Annotated in this window: 13 protein-coding genes; 5 read left to right on the top strand and 8 right to left on the bottom strand. The window is 30.2% G+C overall.

Going from position 1 to position 16,806, the window contains the following annotated elements:
• The first annotated feature begins 40 nt into the window (after nucleotides 1-40).
• Genes H574_RS0102635 through pdeM form a run of 4 tightly spaced genes read left to right on the top strand, consistent with a single transcriptional unit; the run spans nucleotide 41 to nucleotide 5,763 of the window.
• Nucleotides 41-1,063 carry a ligase-associated DNA damage response exonuclease gene (locus H574_RS0102635; protein WP_027879069.1) on the top strand — a complete coding sequence of 341 codons (1,023 nt, stop codon included), beginning with the start codon at nucleotides 41-43 and terminating at the stop codon, nucleotides 1,061-1,063.
• Nucleotides 1,063-2,664 (top strand): ATP-dependent DNA ligase, encoded by a 1,602-nt coding sequence (locus H574_RS0102630; RefSeq protein WP_027879068.1) that lies wholly within the window; start codon nucleotides 1,063-1,065, stop codon nucleotides 2,662-2,664. The genes H574_RS0102635 and H574_RS0102630 overlap by 1 nt, the downstream gene beginning before the upstream one ends.
• Entirely contained in the window at nucleotides 2,657-5,113 is a 2,457-nt protein-coding gene (locus tag H574_RS0102625; RefSeq protein WP_036226929.1) for a ligase-associated DNA damage response DEXH box helicase, read from the top strand. Before H574_RS0102630 ends, H574_RS0102625 begins: the two co-directional genes overlap by 8 nt.
• Nucleotides 5,110-5,763, top strand: coding sequence for a ligase-associated DNA damage response endonuclease PdeM (pdeM, locus tag H574_RS0102620; protein WP_036226928.1), 654 nt, complete (start codon nucleotides 5,110-5,112; stop codon nucleotides 5,761-5,763). Before H574_RS0102625 ends, pdeM begins: the two co-directional genes overlap by 4 nt.
• Here pdeM and H574_RS0102615 read toward each other — a convergent pair.
• The 8 genes from H574_RS0102615 to tsaD form a co-directional block, all read right to left on the bottom strand.
• Nucleotides 5,760-6,950, bottom strand: a complete 1,191-nt coding sequence (locus H574_RS0102615; protein ID WP_027879065.1) for a THUMP-like domain-containing protein — start codon at nucleotides 6,948-6,950, stop codon at nucleotides 5,760-5,762. The two genes, pdeM and H574_RS0102615, sit on opposite strands and share 4 nt — an antisense overlap.
• Entirely contained in the window at nucleotides 6,943-8,037 is a 1,095-nt protein-coding gene (locus H574_RS0102610; RefSeq protein ID WP_027879064.1) for an AI-2E family transporter, read from the bottom strand. Before H574_RS0102610 ends, H574_RS0102615 begins: the two co-directional genes overlap by 8 nt.
• A gap of 14 nt (nucleotides 8,038-8,051) precedes the next feature.
• Nucleotides 8,052-8,558 (bottom strand): TrmH family RNA methyltransferase, encoded by a 507-nt coding sequence (locus tag H574_RS0102605; RefSeq protein WP_027879063.1) that lies wholly within the window; start codon nucleotides 8,556-8,558, stop codon nucleotides 8,052-8,054.
• Between the two features lie 168 nt (nucleotides 8,559-8,726).
• A complete protein-coding gene (locus H574_RS0102600) occupies nucleotides 8,727-9,368 on the bottom strand; it encodes a DUF4159 domain-containing protein (RefSeq protein ID WP_027879062.1) in 642 nt (213 codons plus the stop codon).
• A 2-nt stretch (nucleotides 9,369-9,370) separates the two neighbouring features.
• Nucleotides 9,371-10,075 (bottom strand): 16S rRNA (uracil(1498)-N(3))-methyltransferase, encoded by a 705-nt coding sequence (locus tag H574_RS0102595; protein WP_027879061.1) that lies wholly within the window; start codon nucleotides 10,073-10,075, stop codon nucleotides 9,371-9,373.
• A gap of 78 nt (nucleotides 10,076-10,153) precedes the next feature.
• Nucleotides 10,154-10,372 (bottom strand): hypothetical protein, encoded by a 219-nt coding sequence (locus tag H574_RS0102590; RefSeq protein ID WP_027879060.1) that lies wholly within the window; start codon nucleotides 10,370-10,372, stop codon nucleotides 10,154-10,156.
• Nucleotides 10,373-10,463: 91 nt separating this feature from the next.
• A complete protein-coding gene (locus tag H574_RS0102585) occupies nucleotides 10,464-11,090 on the bottom strand; it encodes a peptidylprolyl isomerase (RefSeq protein ID WP_027879059.1) in 627 nt (208 codons plus the stop codon).
• A gap of 91 nt (nucleotides 11,091-11,181) precedes the next feature.
• Entirely contained in the window at nucleotides 11,182-12,204 is a 1,023-nt protein-coding gene (tsaD, locus tag H574_RS0102580; protein ID WP_027879058.1) for a tRNA (adenosine(37)-N6)-threonylcarbamoyltransferase complex transferase subunit TsaD, read from the bottom strand.
• Between the two features lie 183 nt (nucleotides 12,205-12,387).
• Between tsaD and H574_RS0102575 the strand changes: the two genes are divergently transcribed.
• A complete protein-coding gene (locus tag H574_RS0102575) occupies nucleotides 12,388-16,764 on the top strand; it encodes a translocation/assembly module TamB domain-containing protein (protein ID WP_027879057.1) in 4,377 nt (1,458 codons plus the stop codon).
• Nucleotides 16,765-16,806: the final 42 nt, after the last annotated feature.

Genomic DNA, 16,806 nt, shown 5'->3' with positions numbered 1-16,806 from the left:
TAATTTTATGATTTTGGTTGTATTTTGTAGTTAAAAACGCTTGAAATTCATAAAATTCACTAAAAAAGGTATTTACTGCATACCAGGAAAATTTTATTTAGATCCATGGTATCCTGTAGATTATGCTATAATTTCTCACGGTCATGCAGATCATTCAAGATGGGGAAATAAGCATTATCTGTGTCATCAGAACTCAAAAAACATACTGCTTCATCGTTTAGGAAAAGACATTTCGATAGAAACTTTAAATTTCAACCAAATAAAAACTGTAAATGGTGTAAAAGTTTCATTTTTTCCTGCTGGACATATTATCGGTTCTGTTCAAATAAAGCTTGAATATAAAGGAAAAGTTGTTGTGTTTTCTGGAGATTACAAAACTAATCCAGATTTTATAACGACACCATTTGAGCCTGTTAAGTGTCACGAATTTATTACAGAAAGTACTTTTGGTTTGCCAATTTACAGTTGGAAAACAGAAGCCGAATTACAATCTCAACTACAGCAATGGATTGTAAATAATCAAAAACAAAATAAAACTAGTGTCTTTTTTGGTTACTCTTTAGGTAAAGCGCAAAGAATTATGTCTTTAGTAGATGGAATTGATGAGGTTTATGTACATTCAGCAATTAACAATCTAAATCAAGCTATTTCTAAATCTGGAATTGTTTTACCAAAATCAAAACTTATCACTTCAGATTTCAATAAAAAAGACATTCATAACAAAATCGTAATTCTTCCTCCAGCTTTATTGGGTTCTAAACTACTTAAAAAGATTCCTAATGCAGCAACTGCAATTTGCTCTGGTTGGATGCAAATAAGAGGAAATAGACGTTGGAAAGGCGTTGATGCTGGCTTTGCAGTTAGTGATCATGCAGATTGGAATGGACTACTTTCTGCTGTTAAAGCTACCGAAGCAGAGAAAGTTTACGTCACTCATGGTTCGCAAGCTGTATTTTCAAAGTATTTAAATGAAATTGGTATAGAAAGTCAAGAAGTCGTTACAGAATATGGTACAGAAGACAACGAAGACGCCAAAGACCAACAATTAACAACTACTAGCTAATGAAACAGTTTTCGCAACTCATAAATTCATTAGAAATTACCAATAAAACTAATGCTAAATTAGATGCATTAGTCAATTTTTTTGAAACTGCTTTAGATAAAGATAAACTCTGGTTAATTGCTTTATTTACAGGAAAAAGACCTAAAAGACCTGTAAAAACATCTTTATTAAAACAATGGTGTATTGAAGAAACAGGTTTGCCAGAATGGTTGTTTTTAGAATCTTACAGCACTGTTGGAGATTTAGGAGAAACCTTATCCTTATTATTACCAGAACCTTCTAATACAATTGATAAACCGTTACATATTTATATGGACGAGCTTAAGCAACTTTCAACTAAATCTGATGATGAAAAAAAAGCCTACGTGTTGAATGCTTGGCGACATTTAGATACGCAACAACGCTTTATTTTTAATAAGTTAATTGGTGGAAGTTTTAGAATTGGCGTTTCTAAAAAAACTTTAGTAAATGCACTTTCTAAACTAACTAATATCGATGCTAATCAATTGATGCATAGTATTATTGGGCAATGGGACATCAATTCTATTTCGTTTGAAGACTTAATAAACGGTTCGCATATCAATTACGATAATTCAAAACCTTATCCGTTTTGTTTAGCGTATAGTTTGGAGAAAAATCTTGACGAATTAGGCTCAGTTTCAGACTGGCAAGTCGAATATAAATGGGACGGCATTAGAGGTCAAATTGTAAAACGAAATAACGAAATTTACATTTGGTCAAGAGGCGAAGAGTTGGTCACAAAACAATTTCCGGAGCTAGTTGAAATTGTTTCAACCATAAAAGAAGATTTTGTTTTAGATGGCGAAATCCTAGCTGTTAAAGATCAATCTGTGTTATTATTTAACGATTTACAGAAGCGATTAAATAGGAAAACCATCTCAAAAAAACTATTACAAGACGTACCAATTGGTTTTTTTGCTTACGATATTTTAGAAATTAATGATGAAGATTTAAGAGCAAAAAGCCTTCAGTTTAGACGAAATACACTTGAGCAACTCTTTAGCGATAATCAATTATCAAAACCAAATTTTAAACTTTCAGAAGTGATTCAATTTAATAAATGGGAAGAATTAGATGCGATAAGAAATGAAGCCAGATTGCATAATAGCGAAGGATTAATGCTGAAACAAAAACAATCTGAATATCACGTTGGTCGTAAAAAAGGCGATTGGTGGAAGTGGAAAGTAGAGCCTTTAACCATTGATGCTGTGATGATTTACGCGCAAAAAGGTAGCGGTAGACGAAGTAGCAAATACACAGATTATACGTTTGCGGTAAAAACAGAAGACGGTTTAGTTACAGTTGCTAAAGCCTATTCTGGCTTGACAAACGATGAAATTACCGAAATTTCTAGGTGGGTTAATAAAAATGCTATCGAAAAATTTGGTCCTGTAAGAACAGTAAAACCAGAATTAGTTTTTGAGATTGCTTTTGAAGGTATTGCTTTTAGTAAGCGTCATAAAAGTGGAGTAGCACTACGTTTTCCAAGAATAAAACGCTGGCGAAAAGATAAACCAGTTTCAGAAATTGATACTATAGAAACTGTTAAACAACTCATTACAAATCCGTTAGATGTCTAAGTTTAAAAATTCTACTGGTTATAAAATTATTGAGAATTGGATGCATCAAAACGATTGGCAACCATTTGATTTTCAGTATACAACTTGGTCTAAATATTACACTAAACATTCTGGTTTAGTTGTAGCTCCGACTGGTTTTGGTAAAACGTTTTCGGTGTTTTTAGCGGTTGTTATCGATTATTTAAATCATCCAGAAGCCTATAAAAAAGGACTAAAATTAATTTGGGTTAGTCCGCTTAGATCTTTAGCTAAAGATTTGGCCAAAGCAATGACAAATGCGGTTGAAGATATTGGATTAGATTGGCAAATAGAAGTTAGAAATGGTGATACGCCAACAAACATAAAACGCAAGCAAGAACGTTTAATGCCCGATGTATTGATTACTACGCCTGAAACGTTGCATTTAATGTTCTCACAAAAGAAAAATTCACGTTGGTTTAAACATCTTAATTGTATTGCGGTAGATGAGTGGCACGAGTTATTAGGTAATAAACGTGGTGTTTTAACCGAATTAGCTATAGCAAGATTAAAACAGTTATCTCCAAAACTTCAAATTTGGGGAATCACAGCAACTATTGGTAATTTAGATGAAGCTCAGCAGGTTTTAATGCCTTATAAAGATTTAAAAACCATTCAAATTAAAGCGAAATTAAAGAAGAAAATCGACATAATTTCAGTCTTACCAGACCAAGTCGAAACACTTCCTTGGGCAGGACATTTAGGTCGAACAATGAGTTCTAAAATTATACCGATAATTTATGAAAATACTACGACGTTAATATTCACTAATACAAGAAATCAAAGTGAATTATGGTATCAAATCATTCTTGAAGAAGCACCAGATTTGGCTGGATTGATTGCTATTCATCATGGATCTATAGATAAAAAACAACGTAATTTTATTGAAGACGCCATTGCTTCAGGTATTTTAAAAGCGGTAATTTGTACAAGTTCTTTAGATCTTGGTGTTGATTTTAAGCCTGTAGATTGTGTCATCCAAATAGGCTCAGTTAAAGGTATAGCACGCTTTTTACAACGTGCTGGTCGTAGCGGTCATTCGCCTTTCGAGACTTCAAAAATATATTTTGTTCCAACGCATTCTTTACAATTAATCGAAGTTGCTGCTGTTAAAGAAGCAGTAAAACAACAACAAATCGAAACACGATCACCAATTGTTTTGGCGTACGACGTTTTGGTACAATTTTTAGTCACTTTAGCTGTTGGCGAAGGATTTAAAAAGGACGAAATTTTTAAAATTTTACAACAAACTCATGCTTATTCGTATTTAACGGAAGACGATTTTAATTGGGCAATTCACTTTATAACAAAAGGCGGTAATACCTTATCCTCATATGAAGAATTTCATAAAGTCATTTTAGATACAGATGGTTTATTTAAGGTAAAAAGTAGACGAATAGCCATGCTACATCGCATGAATATTGGTACAATTGTTAGTGACGCGATGCTAATGGTAAAATTCTTTTCTGGCGGTTATATTGGTATGATAGAAGAGTTTTTTATCTCAAAATTAAAAAAAGGCGACGCATTTGTTTTGGCTGGTCGTGTATTGCAACTAAAACAAATTAAAGATATGACGGCTTTGGTAACTTTAAGTAAGTCTAAAAAAGCCATTACACCAAGTTGGAAAGGTGGCTCGTTGCCATTAACATCGTATTTGACGCACTTTTTAAGGTTGAAGTTAAGCGATGCTTTACTTGCTAAAACATCCGAAAAAGAATTAAAGTTTTTAAGACCGTTATTGCAACGTCAAAATAAAGCGTCACAAATACCTAAAGCTAATCAGTTTTTAGTCGAATTAATCACCACAAAAGACGGATTTCATCTATTTATGTATCCGTTTGAAGGCAGATTGGTTAACGAGATTTTCGCTGCATTAATGGCATATCGTATTAGTAAATTTAAACCGTTAACCTTTAGTATTGCATGTAACGACTATGGTTTTGAATTATTAAGCGATCAAGAATTACCTTTAGATAAGGCTAAAATTCATCAAATATTATCTGTTGAGAATTTAATGGAAGATGTTGTGGCAAGTATAAATGCTAGTGAAATGGCTAGCCGAAAATTTAGAGATATAGCAGTTATTGCTGGTTTGGTTGTGCAATCGCAACCAGGACAACGCAAAACTAATAAAAGTTTGCAATCGTCTTCTGGTTTGATTTTTAGAGTTTTAGAAGAAAATGAGCCTTCTAACTTATTAATCAGACAAGCTTATGCCGAAGTTTTTAATCAAGAATTAGAAGAAGTGAGATTACGTGAAGCTTTTAATAGGATTAAAAACAGTGAGATTATTATTAAGCATTCAAAATCGTTTACACCATTGAGTTTTCCATTAAAAGTAGATGGATTAAGAGGCACGATGACAAACGAAGATTTGCAAAAACGTATCGAGCGCATTAAAAAACAGATGCTTAAATTTGAAGCATGAAACAATTAGCGACGATTAGTTTAAAATTTGCCAATCAAAACTTAGTGTTTACCAACCAACGTGCACTTTTTTTGGAAACAGAAAACGCATTGGTTTTAAGTGACTTACATATTGGTAAATCGGCTACATTTAGAAAAAATGGTATACCAATTAGTCAATCTGTTTTAATTGAAGATTTACAGCGTTTAAAGGCTTTAATAGATCATTTTAAAGCTGAAAAACTAATAATTGTTGGTGATTTATTTCACGCAGAATTTAATACAGATATAGACTATTTTAAAGATTGGTTGTTGCAATTTGATAACTTGAAATTGCAGTTAATTATTGGTAATCACGACAGACTTTCAGCTACATTATACGAAGACTTAAATATCGACATTTTTAAACCAAGCTTAAAATTAGATCCATTTACTTTTGTTCATGATTTAAATGAATGTGAAGACGATGCATTTTATATTTCAGGACATATTCATCCAGGATATGTGTTGAAGGGTAAAGGCAAACAGTTTATAAAATTACCATGTTATCAAGTGTTTGATAATCATATCGTATTGCCAGCTTTTAGTAAGTTTACAGGTTTAAACACTAATAAAACGGATAAAAAAAACACTAATATTGTGTTTACAGAAGATGCGATTTTTAAAATTTAAGCTTTTGTGCAGTGAATCACTATTTTGTTGTTGTCTTCATCTGTAGTAAAAAACAAATAGTCAGTTCCGCCATCTTTAACTTTAAGTTTTTGTCTTAATTGTGCAACAGTTTCAGGGAAGTTTCTAGTTGTAAAGTTAGCTTTATCTAGTTTAAATTGTTGTTTAAACTTTTTCTTGTTGTAAGGCGCAATTGTTTCAATTTTAAAACGTCTTCCAGGGAAATCTATTAATTGCTCACTTGTGTATAAATGCGAATGTTTATGTAGTTTAAACACACTTAATTGTTCTGCAACGCTATTAAACGCTCCAGATTTTAATACTGCCGAATTTGGCTCGTATAAATAGGTTAGTGGCTTACTGTAATTAACCGTTGCATTAGCTTCTTCATCTAAATAAAACTCGAAATTATGTTTTTTATCCTTTTTAATATTTGTGGTTATAATTTTAACTGATTGGTCAAAACCTTTGTCTAAAATCCATAACAGTTCTTTGACCTCATTATTTACCGCAATACAATGAATTTCTTTTACAAAATCAAGTTCTTTTATGCCCAAAGAAATGTCTAATAACGGTGATGTTTTAATCATGATGTTATTAGTTTTTTTGAATAGATTATCTAAATGTTGCGGGACATTAGGTAAACAATCAGACAACATAAATACTTTACCTTTTGCATCGTTACGACGTGAAGGATCAATGTAAATCCAGTCGTATATAGTATCGTTATTTATGATGTAATCTATTCCATTTGTAGCAACACAATCTATATTTTCAATTTTAAAAACGGAATTATTGTGAGCGACAATTTTAGATAAATCGTTATTAAGCTCACAATGTGTTACACTTTCAATTTGTTTAGCAAAGTAAAAACAGTCTACACCAAATCCGCCAGTTACATCAATTAGGCTTTTTCCTTTGATTAAAGACGCTTTGTGTTTAGCGGTAATTTCAGAAGATGTTTGCTCAATATTAAGCTTGTTTGGATAGTAAATATTATCAGTTTCAAACCAAGTGTTCAGCTTGTTTTTGCAACGGTTTTTGGCTTCAATTTGATTAATAATTTCAGAAGAAATTTCAGAAGGAAAGGGTAGACCTTTCAATATTAATTCAGAGATATTTGAATTAATATTATTTTTTATAAATTCTTGAATTTCAATATTTAGTATTTCTTTATTGAAACTAATCATTTAATCCTTCTGTAAGCTTGTTTACAACACGATATTCACTTAGAAATTCTTTAGCAATTACTTTTATTGCAGTATAAACTGGAATAGCTATAATTAGTCCAACAATACCAGAAATTAGTCCAGCAATAATGATTACTAAAAAGATTTCTAATGGATGAGATTTTACACTTTTAGAGAAAATAAAAGGTTGACTAAAAAAGTTATCTACTAATTGTGCGATAATAAAACCAATCATAACATAAATGGTTTTTGGTAAAATTACATCGCTAAAGCTTTCGCCTAAATTACTAGACATGCTTAATAATATTAATAAAGCTGCGCTAATTACAGGACCTAAATAAGGAATAACATTAAGTAAAGCACAAAGTGTAGCTATTATTATAGCGTTTTCTATACCAAAAATGAACAATACGATAGAGTATATTGTAAATAATATAAGTAGCTGTAATAACAACCCGCCAAAATATCTAGTTAGTAAATCTCTAATCGTAACAAACGATTTTCTAAGTTTTTTTTCGTGTTTTTTAGGTAATATGGTAATTAATCCATTGCTCATTAATTTACTGTCTTTAAGGAAGAAAAACGAAATAAATAACACAGAAAATAATCCCATACTAAAGCTACCAAAACCAGAAATAACCGAATTTAAAAAGTCTGGAATAAATCCAAAATTGAGATTAGACATAAATTTTGAATCTTTTAAAGACGCTTCAACATCAGAAGTATTTAATCCAAAATGGCTAATTGCTTCTACGTATAAATTTTCTATGTTTTTTTGTAACTCATCAATATCTAATAGTGACAAATTGTTACCTTGCTCAATTATTAAAGGAATAAATAGACTTATAATACCAAAAATAAAGATCAAAAAGAGAGTAATTGTAAATACAACAGCAAGTGTGTCGTTAAATTTTAATTTGCTTTTTAAAAACACAACAATAGGTCTACCTAATAAAGCTACAACACCAGCAATAGCAAGGTAAACAATTACGCTTTGTACTTTATAAATAAACCAACCTAAAAGTACTACACCTATAATTATAGCTACAGCACGAAGGATTCCGTTAGAGATAGTTTTTGATGTCATAACGTAAAGATAAACTATTTGTGGCTTAGTTGTTTAGTTATTTGGTAAAGTGCAATACTAGTAGCTTGTACCACATTCATGCTGCTATTTTGACCAAACATATCTATGTGAATAATAGCGTCACTAATGCTTAAAATATTATCTGAAACTCCAAAATTTTCATCACCAATCACTAATACAATTGGCGTATTTAAGTTGAAATTAAATTTATGTAATGCTTGGCTATTATCTGTAATTTCTAATGAAATAATTTGATGACCTTCGTTTTTTAAATTAGAAATAAAGCCGAAAGCATCTTCTACAACCTGATAATTCACAACTTTTTCGGTAGCTCTAGACGTTTTGGTCATTTTTCTACCTAACGGAATTTCGGTTCCTGTAAACACTAATTCTTTTACACCAAATGCATCTGAAGTCCTGAATAAACTACCAATATTAGGCGCGTTAGTTACATTTTGACAAACAATGGTAATAGGAAATGTTTGTTGTTTAAAGTTGGTATTGTAATGGTTTAGTTGCAAATGGAGTTTAGATTTATTTTAATATGAAATATAAAATGATAGTTGCTATTATTAAAAATATAACAACTTTAAAAAGAGTTTTTAATATTTGAGTATATGAGTTTTTTTGATCATAATCTGAATTTAAAAAAATAAAGTCAATAAGAGCTGTTATTAAATCATCCATTTTTAATGTTCAAACGCATATTTTACAATGTTTGCGCCCATTTTTAAAGCTTTTAAACGCACGTCTTCAGGATCATTGTGTACTTCCTGATCTTCCCAACCATCACCTAAATCACTTTCAAAAGTAAATAAAACCAGTAATCTGTCTTCATGATACAATCCAAAAGCTTGTGGTCTTTTACCATCGTGTTCGTGTATTTTTGGTAAACCATCTTTAAATTGAAATGCTGCGCTAAAAATCTCGTGTGTATTAGGTAATTCTGCCAACTCTTGATTTGGAAATACTTTTTTTAAAGCTTCTACAACGTAAGGCTGCATTCCGTAATTATCATCAATGTGAAGAAATCCGCCAGAAATAAGATAGTTTCTAATGTTTTCAGCTTCAGCATCATCAAAAATAACGTTTCCGTGACCAGTCATGTGAAGCATTGGATATTGAAAAATATCAATACTGCCAGCTTCAACAACTTCTGGTTTTGTGTTCATCGCTGTATCAATGTTTTCGTTACAAAACTTGATTAAGTTTGGTAAAGCAGTTGGATTACTATACCAATCGCCGCCACCTTTATATTTTAAGACTGCTAAATCTTGAGAAAACCCAAAGATAGAACACAGACAAAAACATAAGATAAGTTTAAACTTCATAATTATTCGTTTATAAAAGCAACGCTGTGACAGGCAACAATAGCAGCAGTTTCTGTACGTAAACGCGTATTACCCAAAGTTACAGGAATAAATTTATTTTTTATTGCTGTTTCAATTTCATTAACAGAAAAATCGCCTTCAGGACCAATTAAAATTGTGATTTCTGTGTTGGGTTTAATTTCGCTTTTTAATGATTTTTTATCTGTTTCTTCGCAATGCGCGATAAATAAATCTCCAGAAAAACCTTGATTTATATAGTCTTTAAAAGATATAGGTTGATTTAAAGTTGGCAGATATAAATGAAGCGATTGTTTCATTGCCGATTGTAAAATTTTTTCAAAACGATCTAATTTTACATTTTTTCTTTCGGAATGATCGCAAAAAATAGGCGTGATGCTAGTAATGCCAATTTCGGTAGCTTTTTCTAAAAACCATTCGTAGCGGTCATTCATTTTTGTTGGTGCAACAGCTAAATGAAGTTTGTAATCTGTTGGTTTTTTAAATTCGGAATTTTCGATACTTACCACGCAGTTTTTTTGATCTGCAATAGTGATTTTTGCAGTAAACAGAAATCCGTTTCCGTTAGTGATATAAAGAATATCACCAACTTTTTTACGTAAAACTTTTACAATGTGTCTGCTTTCGTCTTTAGGAAAAGTAAACGTATTGTTTTGTTCTGAAATATCTGAATTATAGAATAACTGCATATAATTTTTAAAAATACAAAAATAAAAAAGAGTCTTACTTTTGGATAAAATAAGACTCTTTATTTTAATAAATTTTAATTATTGGTCTTGTCCTGTACAAATAAAATCTCCATGATCTAAATGTGTTTGTAATGCGTTATTACTTATTGTTATTTTATGCATATTTCCAGGATTACCTGGCGGAACATGACAAATTGTAATTTTTTTGTCGTTATTTGGTTTTTTACCAGAATTAAGGGAAAAAGCTAATGGTAATAACGATACAGTTACCATCGCTTTAATTAAAAATAGTTTCATAATAGCTTGTTTTACGTTTACTAATGTAAGTTACGTCAAACTATTAACTAACAGTAATTTATACGATTAAAAGCTAAATTATTCTTTATAATTAATCTATAACTTTTAAAACTTTAATTTCTTTAATTTTTTTAATTCTGTGCGTTTTTAAAATTACAAAATAAGCTTGTGGCTCTGGTATTCTAACCGTGTAAATTTGTCCTACTTTGTGTTCTAGATTAAACGCTTCGGTTTCTACTTCAACAGGAAGATTACCTTCTTTTAACCAACCAGAATCGCCACCACGTAACGCATTTTTATCCATTGAATATTTTTTTGCTAAATCATCAAACCTAACACCATCTTCGTAAGATTGAAGGATTTCGTTTTTATATTTTACAATGGTTTCGGCATCTAATTTATTACCATCTAAATACACGTAACTTAGTCTGTAATGACGTTGGTTATCTTTTTCTATGACTTTGTAAACTGTCGTATCAAATTCACCTTTAACCACTTTTGTGCTACCAACAGATGTGCTTAATAATGCGTTAGCTAGTTTGGATTGGTGCTTTTCTTCATTAAAAATAAGGATCTTGTTTTTTCTAGATTTTTTGGTTTCTAAAAATTTTTCTGCTTGTTCTGTGTTGGTAATAGTATCTAAACTTTTAATCAGTTTTTTTTGAGCAGTTGCTGTAAAAGTGATTAAAGCTAGTGTTACTGTAAGTAGATATTTCATTAATTAAATTTTTAGAATTTTAGTTTTGATAGAACAAAAAAACAAAAAAAAGATGTTGTAGATAGGCTTTTTTAAAACGTTATTAACAAAATTAGATTTTTAGTCTTGCATTAGCCATTACATTTTGTGTAGTAAAATCTTTATCTAAATATTTTAAATAGCCAACAATAGCAATCATAGCTGCATTGTCTGTGGTAAATTCAAATTTAGGCACATATGTTGTCCAACCGTGTTTAGATTCGCCATCTTTTAAGGCTTGTCGTATTCCAGAATTTGCTGAAACGCCACCACCAATTGCTATGTATTTAATGCCTGTTTCTTTGCTTGCTTTTTTTAATTTATCGGTTAGAATACCAATAATGGTGTATTGTATGCTAGCGCAAATATCGTTTAGATTTTCTTCTATAAAATTTGGGTTATTTTTTACTTCACGTTGAATAAAATAAAGAATAGCCGTTTTTAAACCTGAAAAACTAAAATTAAGTCCGTCTACTTTTGGTTTACTAAATTTAAAAGCTTGTGGATTACCTAATTTAGCACGTTTGTCAATTTCTGGTCCTGCAGGATAACCTAAACCTAATAATTTTCCACTTTTATCAAACGCTTCGCCAACAGCATCGTCTATAGTTTCGCCAATAACTTCCATATCAAAGTGATTATTCACTTTTACAATTTGAGTATGTCCACCAGAAATAGTCATTGCTAAGAACGGAAAAGGTGGTTTATCAAAACCTACTTCATCTATAAAATGCGCTAAAATATGTGCTTGCATATGGTTTACGTCTATTAAAGGTATGTTTAATCCATATGCCAAAGATTTTGCAAAAGATGTACCAACTAACAAGCTTCCCATAAGTCCTGGACCTTTTGTAAAAGCTACTGCACTTAATTGATCTTTGGTAACTCCAGCTTTTTTAAGTGCTTGGTCAACAACAGGAACAATATTTTGTTGGTGAGCACGACTGGCTAATTCTGGCACAACGCCGCCATATTCTTCATGTATTTTTTGATTAGCAATAATGTTACTTAAAATTTTTCCGTTATGGATTACAGCAGCAGCAGTATCGTCGCAAGAGCTCTCAATACCAAGGATATAAATATTTTGTGAGTTCATTAGCTTTTTTTAGGCATAATAATTGTTAATTTTGAAGTGTTAATTAACAACTAGATTACATTTGTTAACGTATATGCAAATGTAAGATTTCTTTTAAAATTATAATTTTAATTCAATATCAAAAAAGCACTTAAAATATTTGGTAAGATAATAGCAATAATTGTATTGCTATTTATTATTTTAATGCTTGTGTTATCAATACCTGCTGTACAAACAAAGATAGGTAAATATGCTACAGATAGATTAAATCAAGATTTTAAGACTAATATTAATATAGATAAAGTTGGTCTTGCTTTTAATGGAGATGTACAGATAAAAGGTGTTTTAATAAAAGATTACAAACTAGATACTTTAATTAGTGCATCAGAGATTAAAACTTCTATAATTAATTTTAAGAATCTTTATGATGGCACATTAAATTTTGGCGATATAAGTTTAGATGATTTGGTGTTTAATATTAAAACCTACAAAGATGAAACTGATACTAATCTAGATGTTTTTGTAGCAAGATTTGATGATGACCAACCTAAAACATCTAAAAGTTCTTTTTTAATGTCTTCTAGTGATATTACCATAAATAATGGTGTGTTTAGAATGATTGATGAGAATAAAGAGACACCAAAAATACTTCAGTTTGATAATTTAAACATAAATGCAACAAACTTTTTAATTGATGGAAGTGATGTAAGTGCACGTATTAATACCATGCAATTTGTAGATAATCGTGGTTTAGCACTTCAAAATTTATCAACAAACTTCTCTTATACTTTAACACAAATGCGTTTTGATGATTTAAGTATTAAAACCAAAGCATCTTATGTAGAGGGAAATTTAAATTTTAATTATAATAGAGAAGATTTTAAAGATTTTGAAGATAAAGTAAATGTAGATGCAAATTTTACAGAAGCTAGCATATTACTTGATGATTTAAATAAATTTTATAATGAATTTGGTACTAATCAAAGAGTTAACTTTAGTACTAAACTTTCAGGGACTTTAAATAATTTAAACACTACAAATTTAAGATTAAACACAAGTAGTAACACTAAAATTTATGGTGATATAAATTTTAAAAACCTTTTTAATAGTGAAGCTAATAATTTTGAAATGGATGGAAGCTTTACTAATCTGTCTTCAAATTATAGAGATTTAAAAGCGTTGTTACCTAATGTTTTAGGCGAAGCCATACCTTCAATTTTTGATAAGCTAGGTAATTTTACAGCAAAAGGGACAAGCCATGTAACGCCAGATAATATAATTGCAGATTTAGAGATTATCACAGATTTAGGGTATGTAGACTCAGATTTAAAGATGTATAATGTTAATAATATTGATAACGCTTCTTATAGAGGAACCATTATTTTAGATCAATTTAATATAGGCAAATTATTAGACGATCCTAAATTAACAACAACATCTCTAAATGTAGAAGTAGATGGTGTTGGGTTTAAAAAAGAAAACTTATCTACACAATTAAAAGGTGATGTTTATAGTATAAACTACAATGCTTATAATTACCAAAACATTGCTGTTAATGGTGTTTATAAGCAGAGCAAATTTAATGGTAAGCTTGTTGTTAACGATCAAAATTTAAAATTAGAATTTAACGGATTAGCAGATTTATCTCAAAAAGTAAACACTTTTGACTTTATTGCTAATGTAGATTATGCCAACCTAAAAACTTTAAATTTTTATAATAGAGACGAACAGTCTGAATTTTCAGGAATTGTAGAAATGAAAATGAATGCAAACACTATTGATGATGCAGTAGGATACATTCAATTTAAAAATACTACCTATAAAAATGAAAATGATACATATAATTTTAAGGATTTCGAAATTAACTCTCAATTTATTGATAACGAACATATAATAGATATAAACTCTCCCGAAATTATTGAAGGTAGCTTAAGCGGAAACTTTAAATTTAATGATTTAGAGTTGCTTTTTGAAAACTCTTTAAAAAGTATATACACAAATTACAAGCCTAATAAGATAGAAGGTAATCAATATATAGATTTCAATTTTAAAATTTATAATAAAATAGTAGAAGTATTCTTACCAGAGGTAGAGTTAGCACCAAATACATTTATAAGAGGAAGAGTAGAAAGTAACGAAAAAGAGTTTGAGTTAACCTTTAAATCACCAAAAATAAAGCTATTAGAATATTTTGCTAACGAAATTGAGATACAAGTAGATAACAACAATCCATTATTTAATACTTACGTAGAAATTGATAGTATAAATACAAACGTCTACAATATTTCAAAATTCAACTTAATTAATGTAACCTTAAATGATACGCTTTATATGCGTAGCGAATTTAAAGGAGGTAAACGAAATGATGACCTTTACGATTTAAGTTTTTATCATACAATAGATCAAGACAACAATTCGGTTGTAGGTTTTAAAAAGAGCGATGTCACCTTTAAAGGTAATAATTGGCATATTAATGAAGACCGTAACAACTTTAATAAAATAATTTTTGATAGAGATTTTAAAGATTTTAAAATTGAAGACATTTTACTTAACCATCAAAATGAAGAAATTAAGTTAGCAGGTGTTTTAAAAGACTCTACCTACAAAGACTTAAACCTTAATTTTAAAGATGTAGATTTAAATAAAATTATTCCAGAGATTGATAGTTTAAGTCTTGCAGGTACGATTAATGGAAAACTTAATGTATTACAAGAAAACGGTAGTTATTTACCAAGTTCTAACATCACCATAGATAATTTAGAACTTAACAAAACATATCTAGGTTCTTTTGATGCAAAAATTGAAGGAAACTCAGACTTATCAAACTATACGGTAAATGCAAAAATAAAGGATGATGTAACAAACTCTTTTGAAGCCAATGGTAATATAAAAGTGTCAGGACAAGAGCCTTCTATAGATTTAGATATTGCGTTTAGAGATTTTAGTTTAAAACCATTAAATCCATTTTTAGATGGAATTCTAAGCAATATAAGAGGTAAGGTTACAGGAAACACTCAAGTAGTAGGTAATCTTAACCAACCAAATTTTAATGGAGAATTATTAATTAATAATGGCGGATTAGGTGTGCCTTATTTGATGGTTGATTATAAATTTCAGGATAACACAAAAGTCATTTTGAAAGACCAAAGTTTCAACTTTCAAAAAACAAATATTACAGACACTAAACACAATACAAAAGGAAGCTTCAGTGGTAGTATAAGCCACAATAATTTTTCTAAATGGAAATTAAACTTAGGCATAAACACACAAAAACTCTTAGTGTTAGATACCAAATATACAGAAGAATCTATGTATTATGGTACCGCATTTATAGGTGGTAGTGCAGAAATTGTTGGTGCAACAGAAGCATTAAGTATAAATGTAATTGCCGAAACTAAAGAAGGTACTGTATTTAAAATTCCACTAAATGATAACGAGTCTTTTGGAGATAATTCTATCATTCACTTTTTAACACCAGAAGAAAAACAAGCAAAAGAAGAAGGTAAAGAAATAGATTTTGAAATAGATGAAGGTTTAGACTTAAATTTTGAATTAGATGTTACACAAGATGCCGAAATTGAAATTTTAATAGATAAAACTTCAGGAAGTACAATAAAAGGTCGTGGTGTTGGTGGTTTATTGATAGAAATAAACACTAATAATAAGTTTGATATGTACGGTGACTTTGTAATTTATGAAGGTGTTTACAATTTTCTATACAGCGGTGTTGTACAAAAACAATTTGTTGTAGAGCCTTATGTAAGTACACTTGCATGGAATGGTCCACCGTTAGACGCCTTAATAGATATAAAAGCAAAATATAGTACACGTGCTAATCCATCACCATTGTTAGATAGTGGTATTAACAGAAGTATACCTGTAGATTTAACCTTAGAGTTAACAGATCAACTAGAACGACCAACAATAAATTATGCGTTTGATTTTCCTAATACAAGCTCAACAATAAAATCAGAGTTAAATTATAGATTAGACTCAAGAGAAGATAGAGAAAATCAAGCACTTTTCCTTTTAGCTACAGGATCCTTTAGTCGTGGATTAGAAAACCTTAATTTTACAGGAACATTAACCGAGCGTTTAAATGGATTAGTTAACAACCTACTATCTTCAGGAGACGGTAAGTTTAATGTTGGATTAAATTTTGAAGCAGGACAAACAAGACCAGATTTTCAAACAGATAATAGAGTAGGTGTAACTTTACAAACCAAAATATCAGACCGTGTTCTTATTAACGGTAAAGTTGGTGTGCCAGTTGGTGGATTAGGAGATTCTGTTATCGCAGGAGATGTTCAGGTTGACTTTTTATTAAATGAAGAAGGAACTTTAATAGCAAAAGTATTTAATAGAGAAAACAGCATTCGTAACTTTGGAGAAGAAATAGGCTACACTCAAGGTGTAGGAATTGCATACAATGTAGACTTTGATACTTTTGGAGAATTACTGCGTAAAATTTTCAATCCAAAAAAAGAAAAAGAAGAACAAAATCTTAATCAAGATCCAAACGAAAATGCAACCGAACCAGAATCGGTTTTTAAGTCTGATAATACTTTCAAAAAAGACTAATTTTTCACTTTTTAAACATAAATATCCGTAGCAAAACGTCTT

Origin of the sequence: Mesoflavibacter zeaxanthinifaciens DSM 18436 (genome assembly GCF_000422365.1) — a bacterium.
In the GTDB taxonomy this organism is placed as follows: domain Bacteria; phylum Bacteroidota; class Bacteroidia; order Flavobacteriales; family Flavobacteriaceae; genus Mesoflavibacter; species Mesoflavibacter zeaxanthinifaciens.
This window is presented reverse-complemented; position numbering and strand designations above follow the sequence as displayed.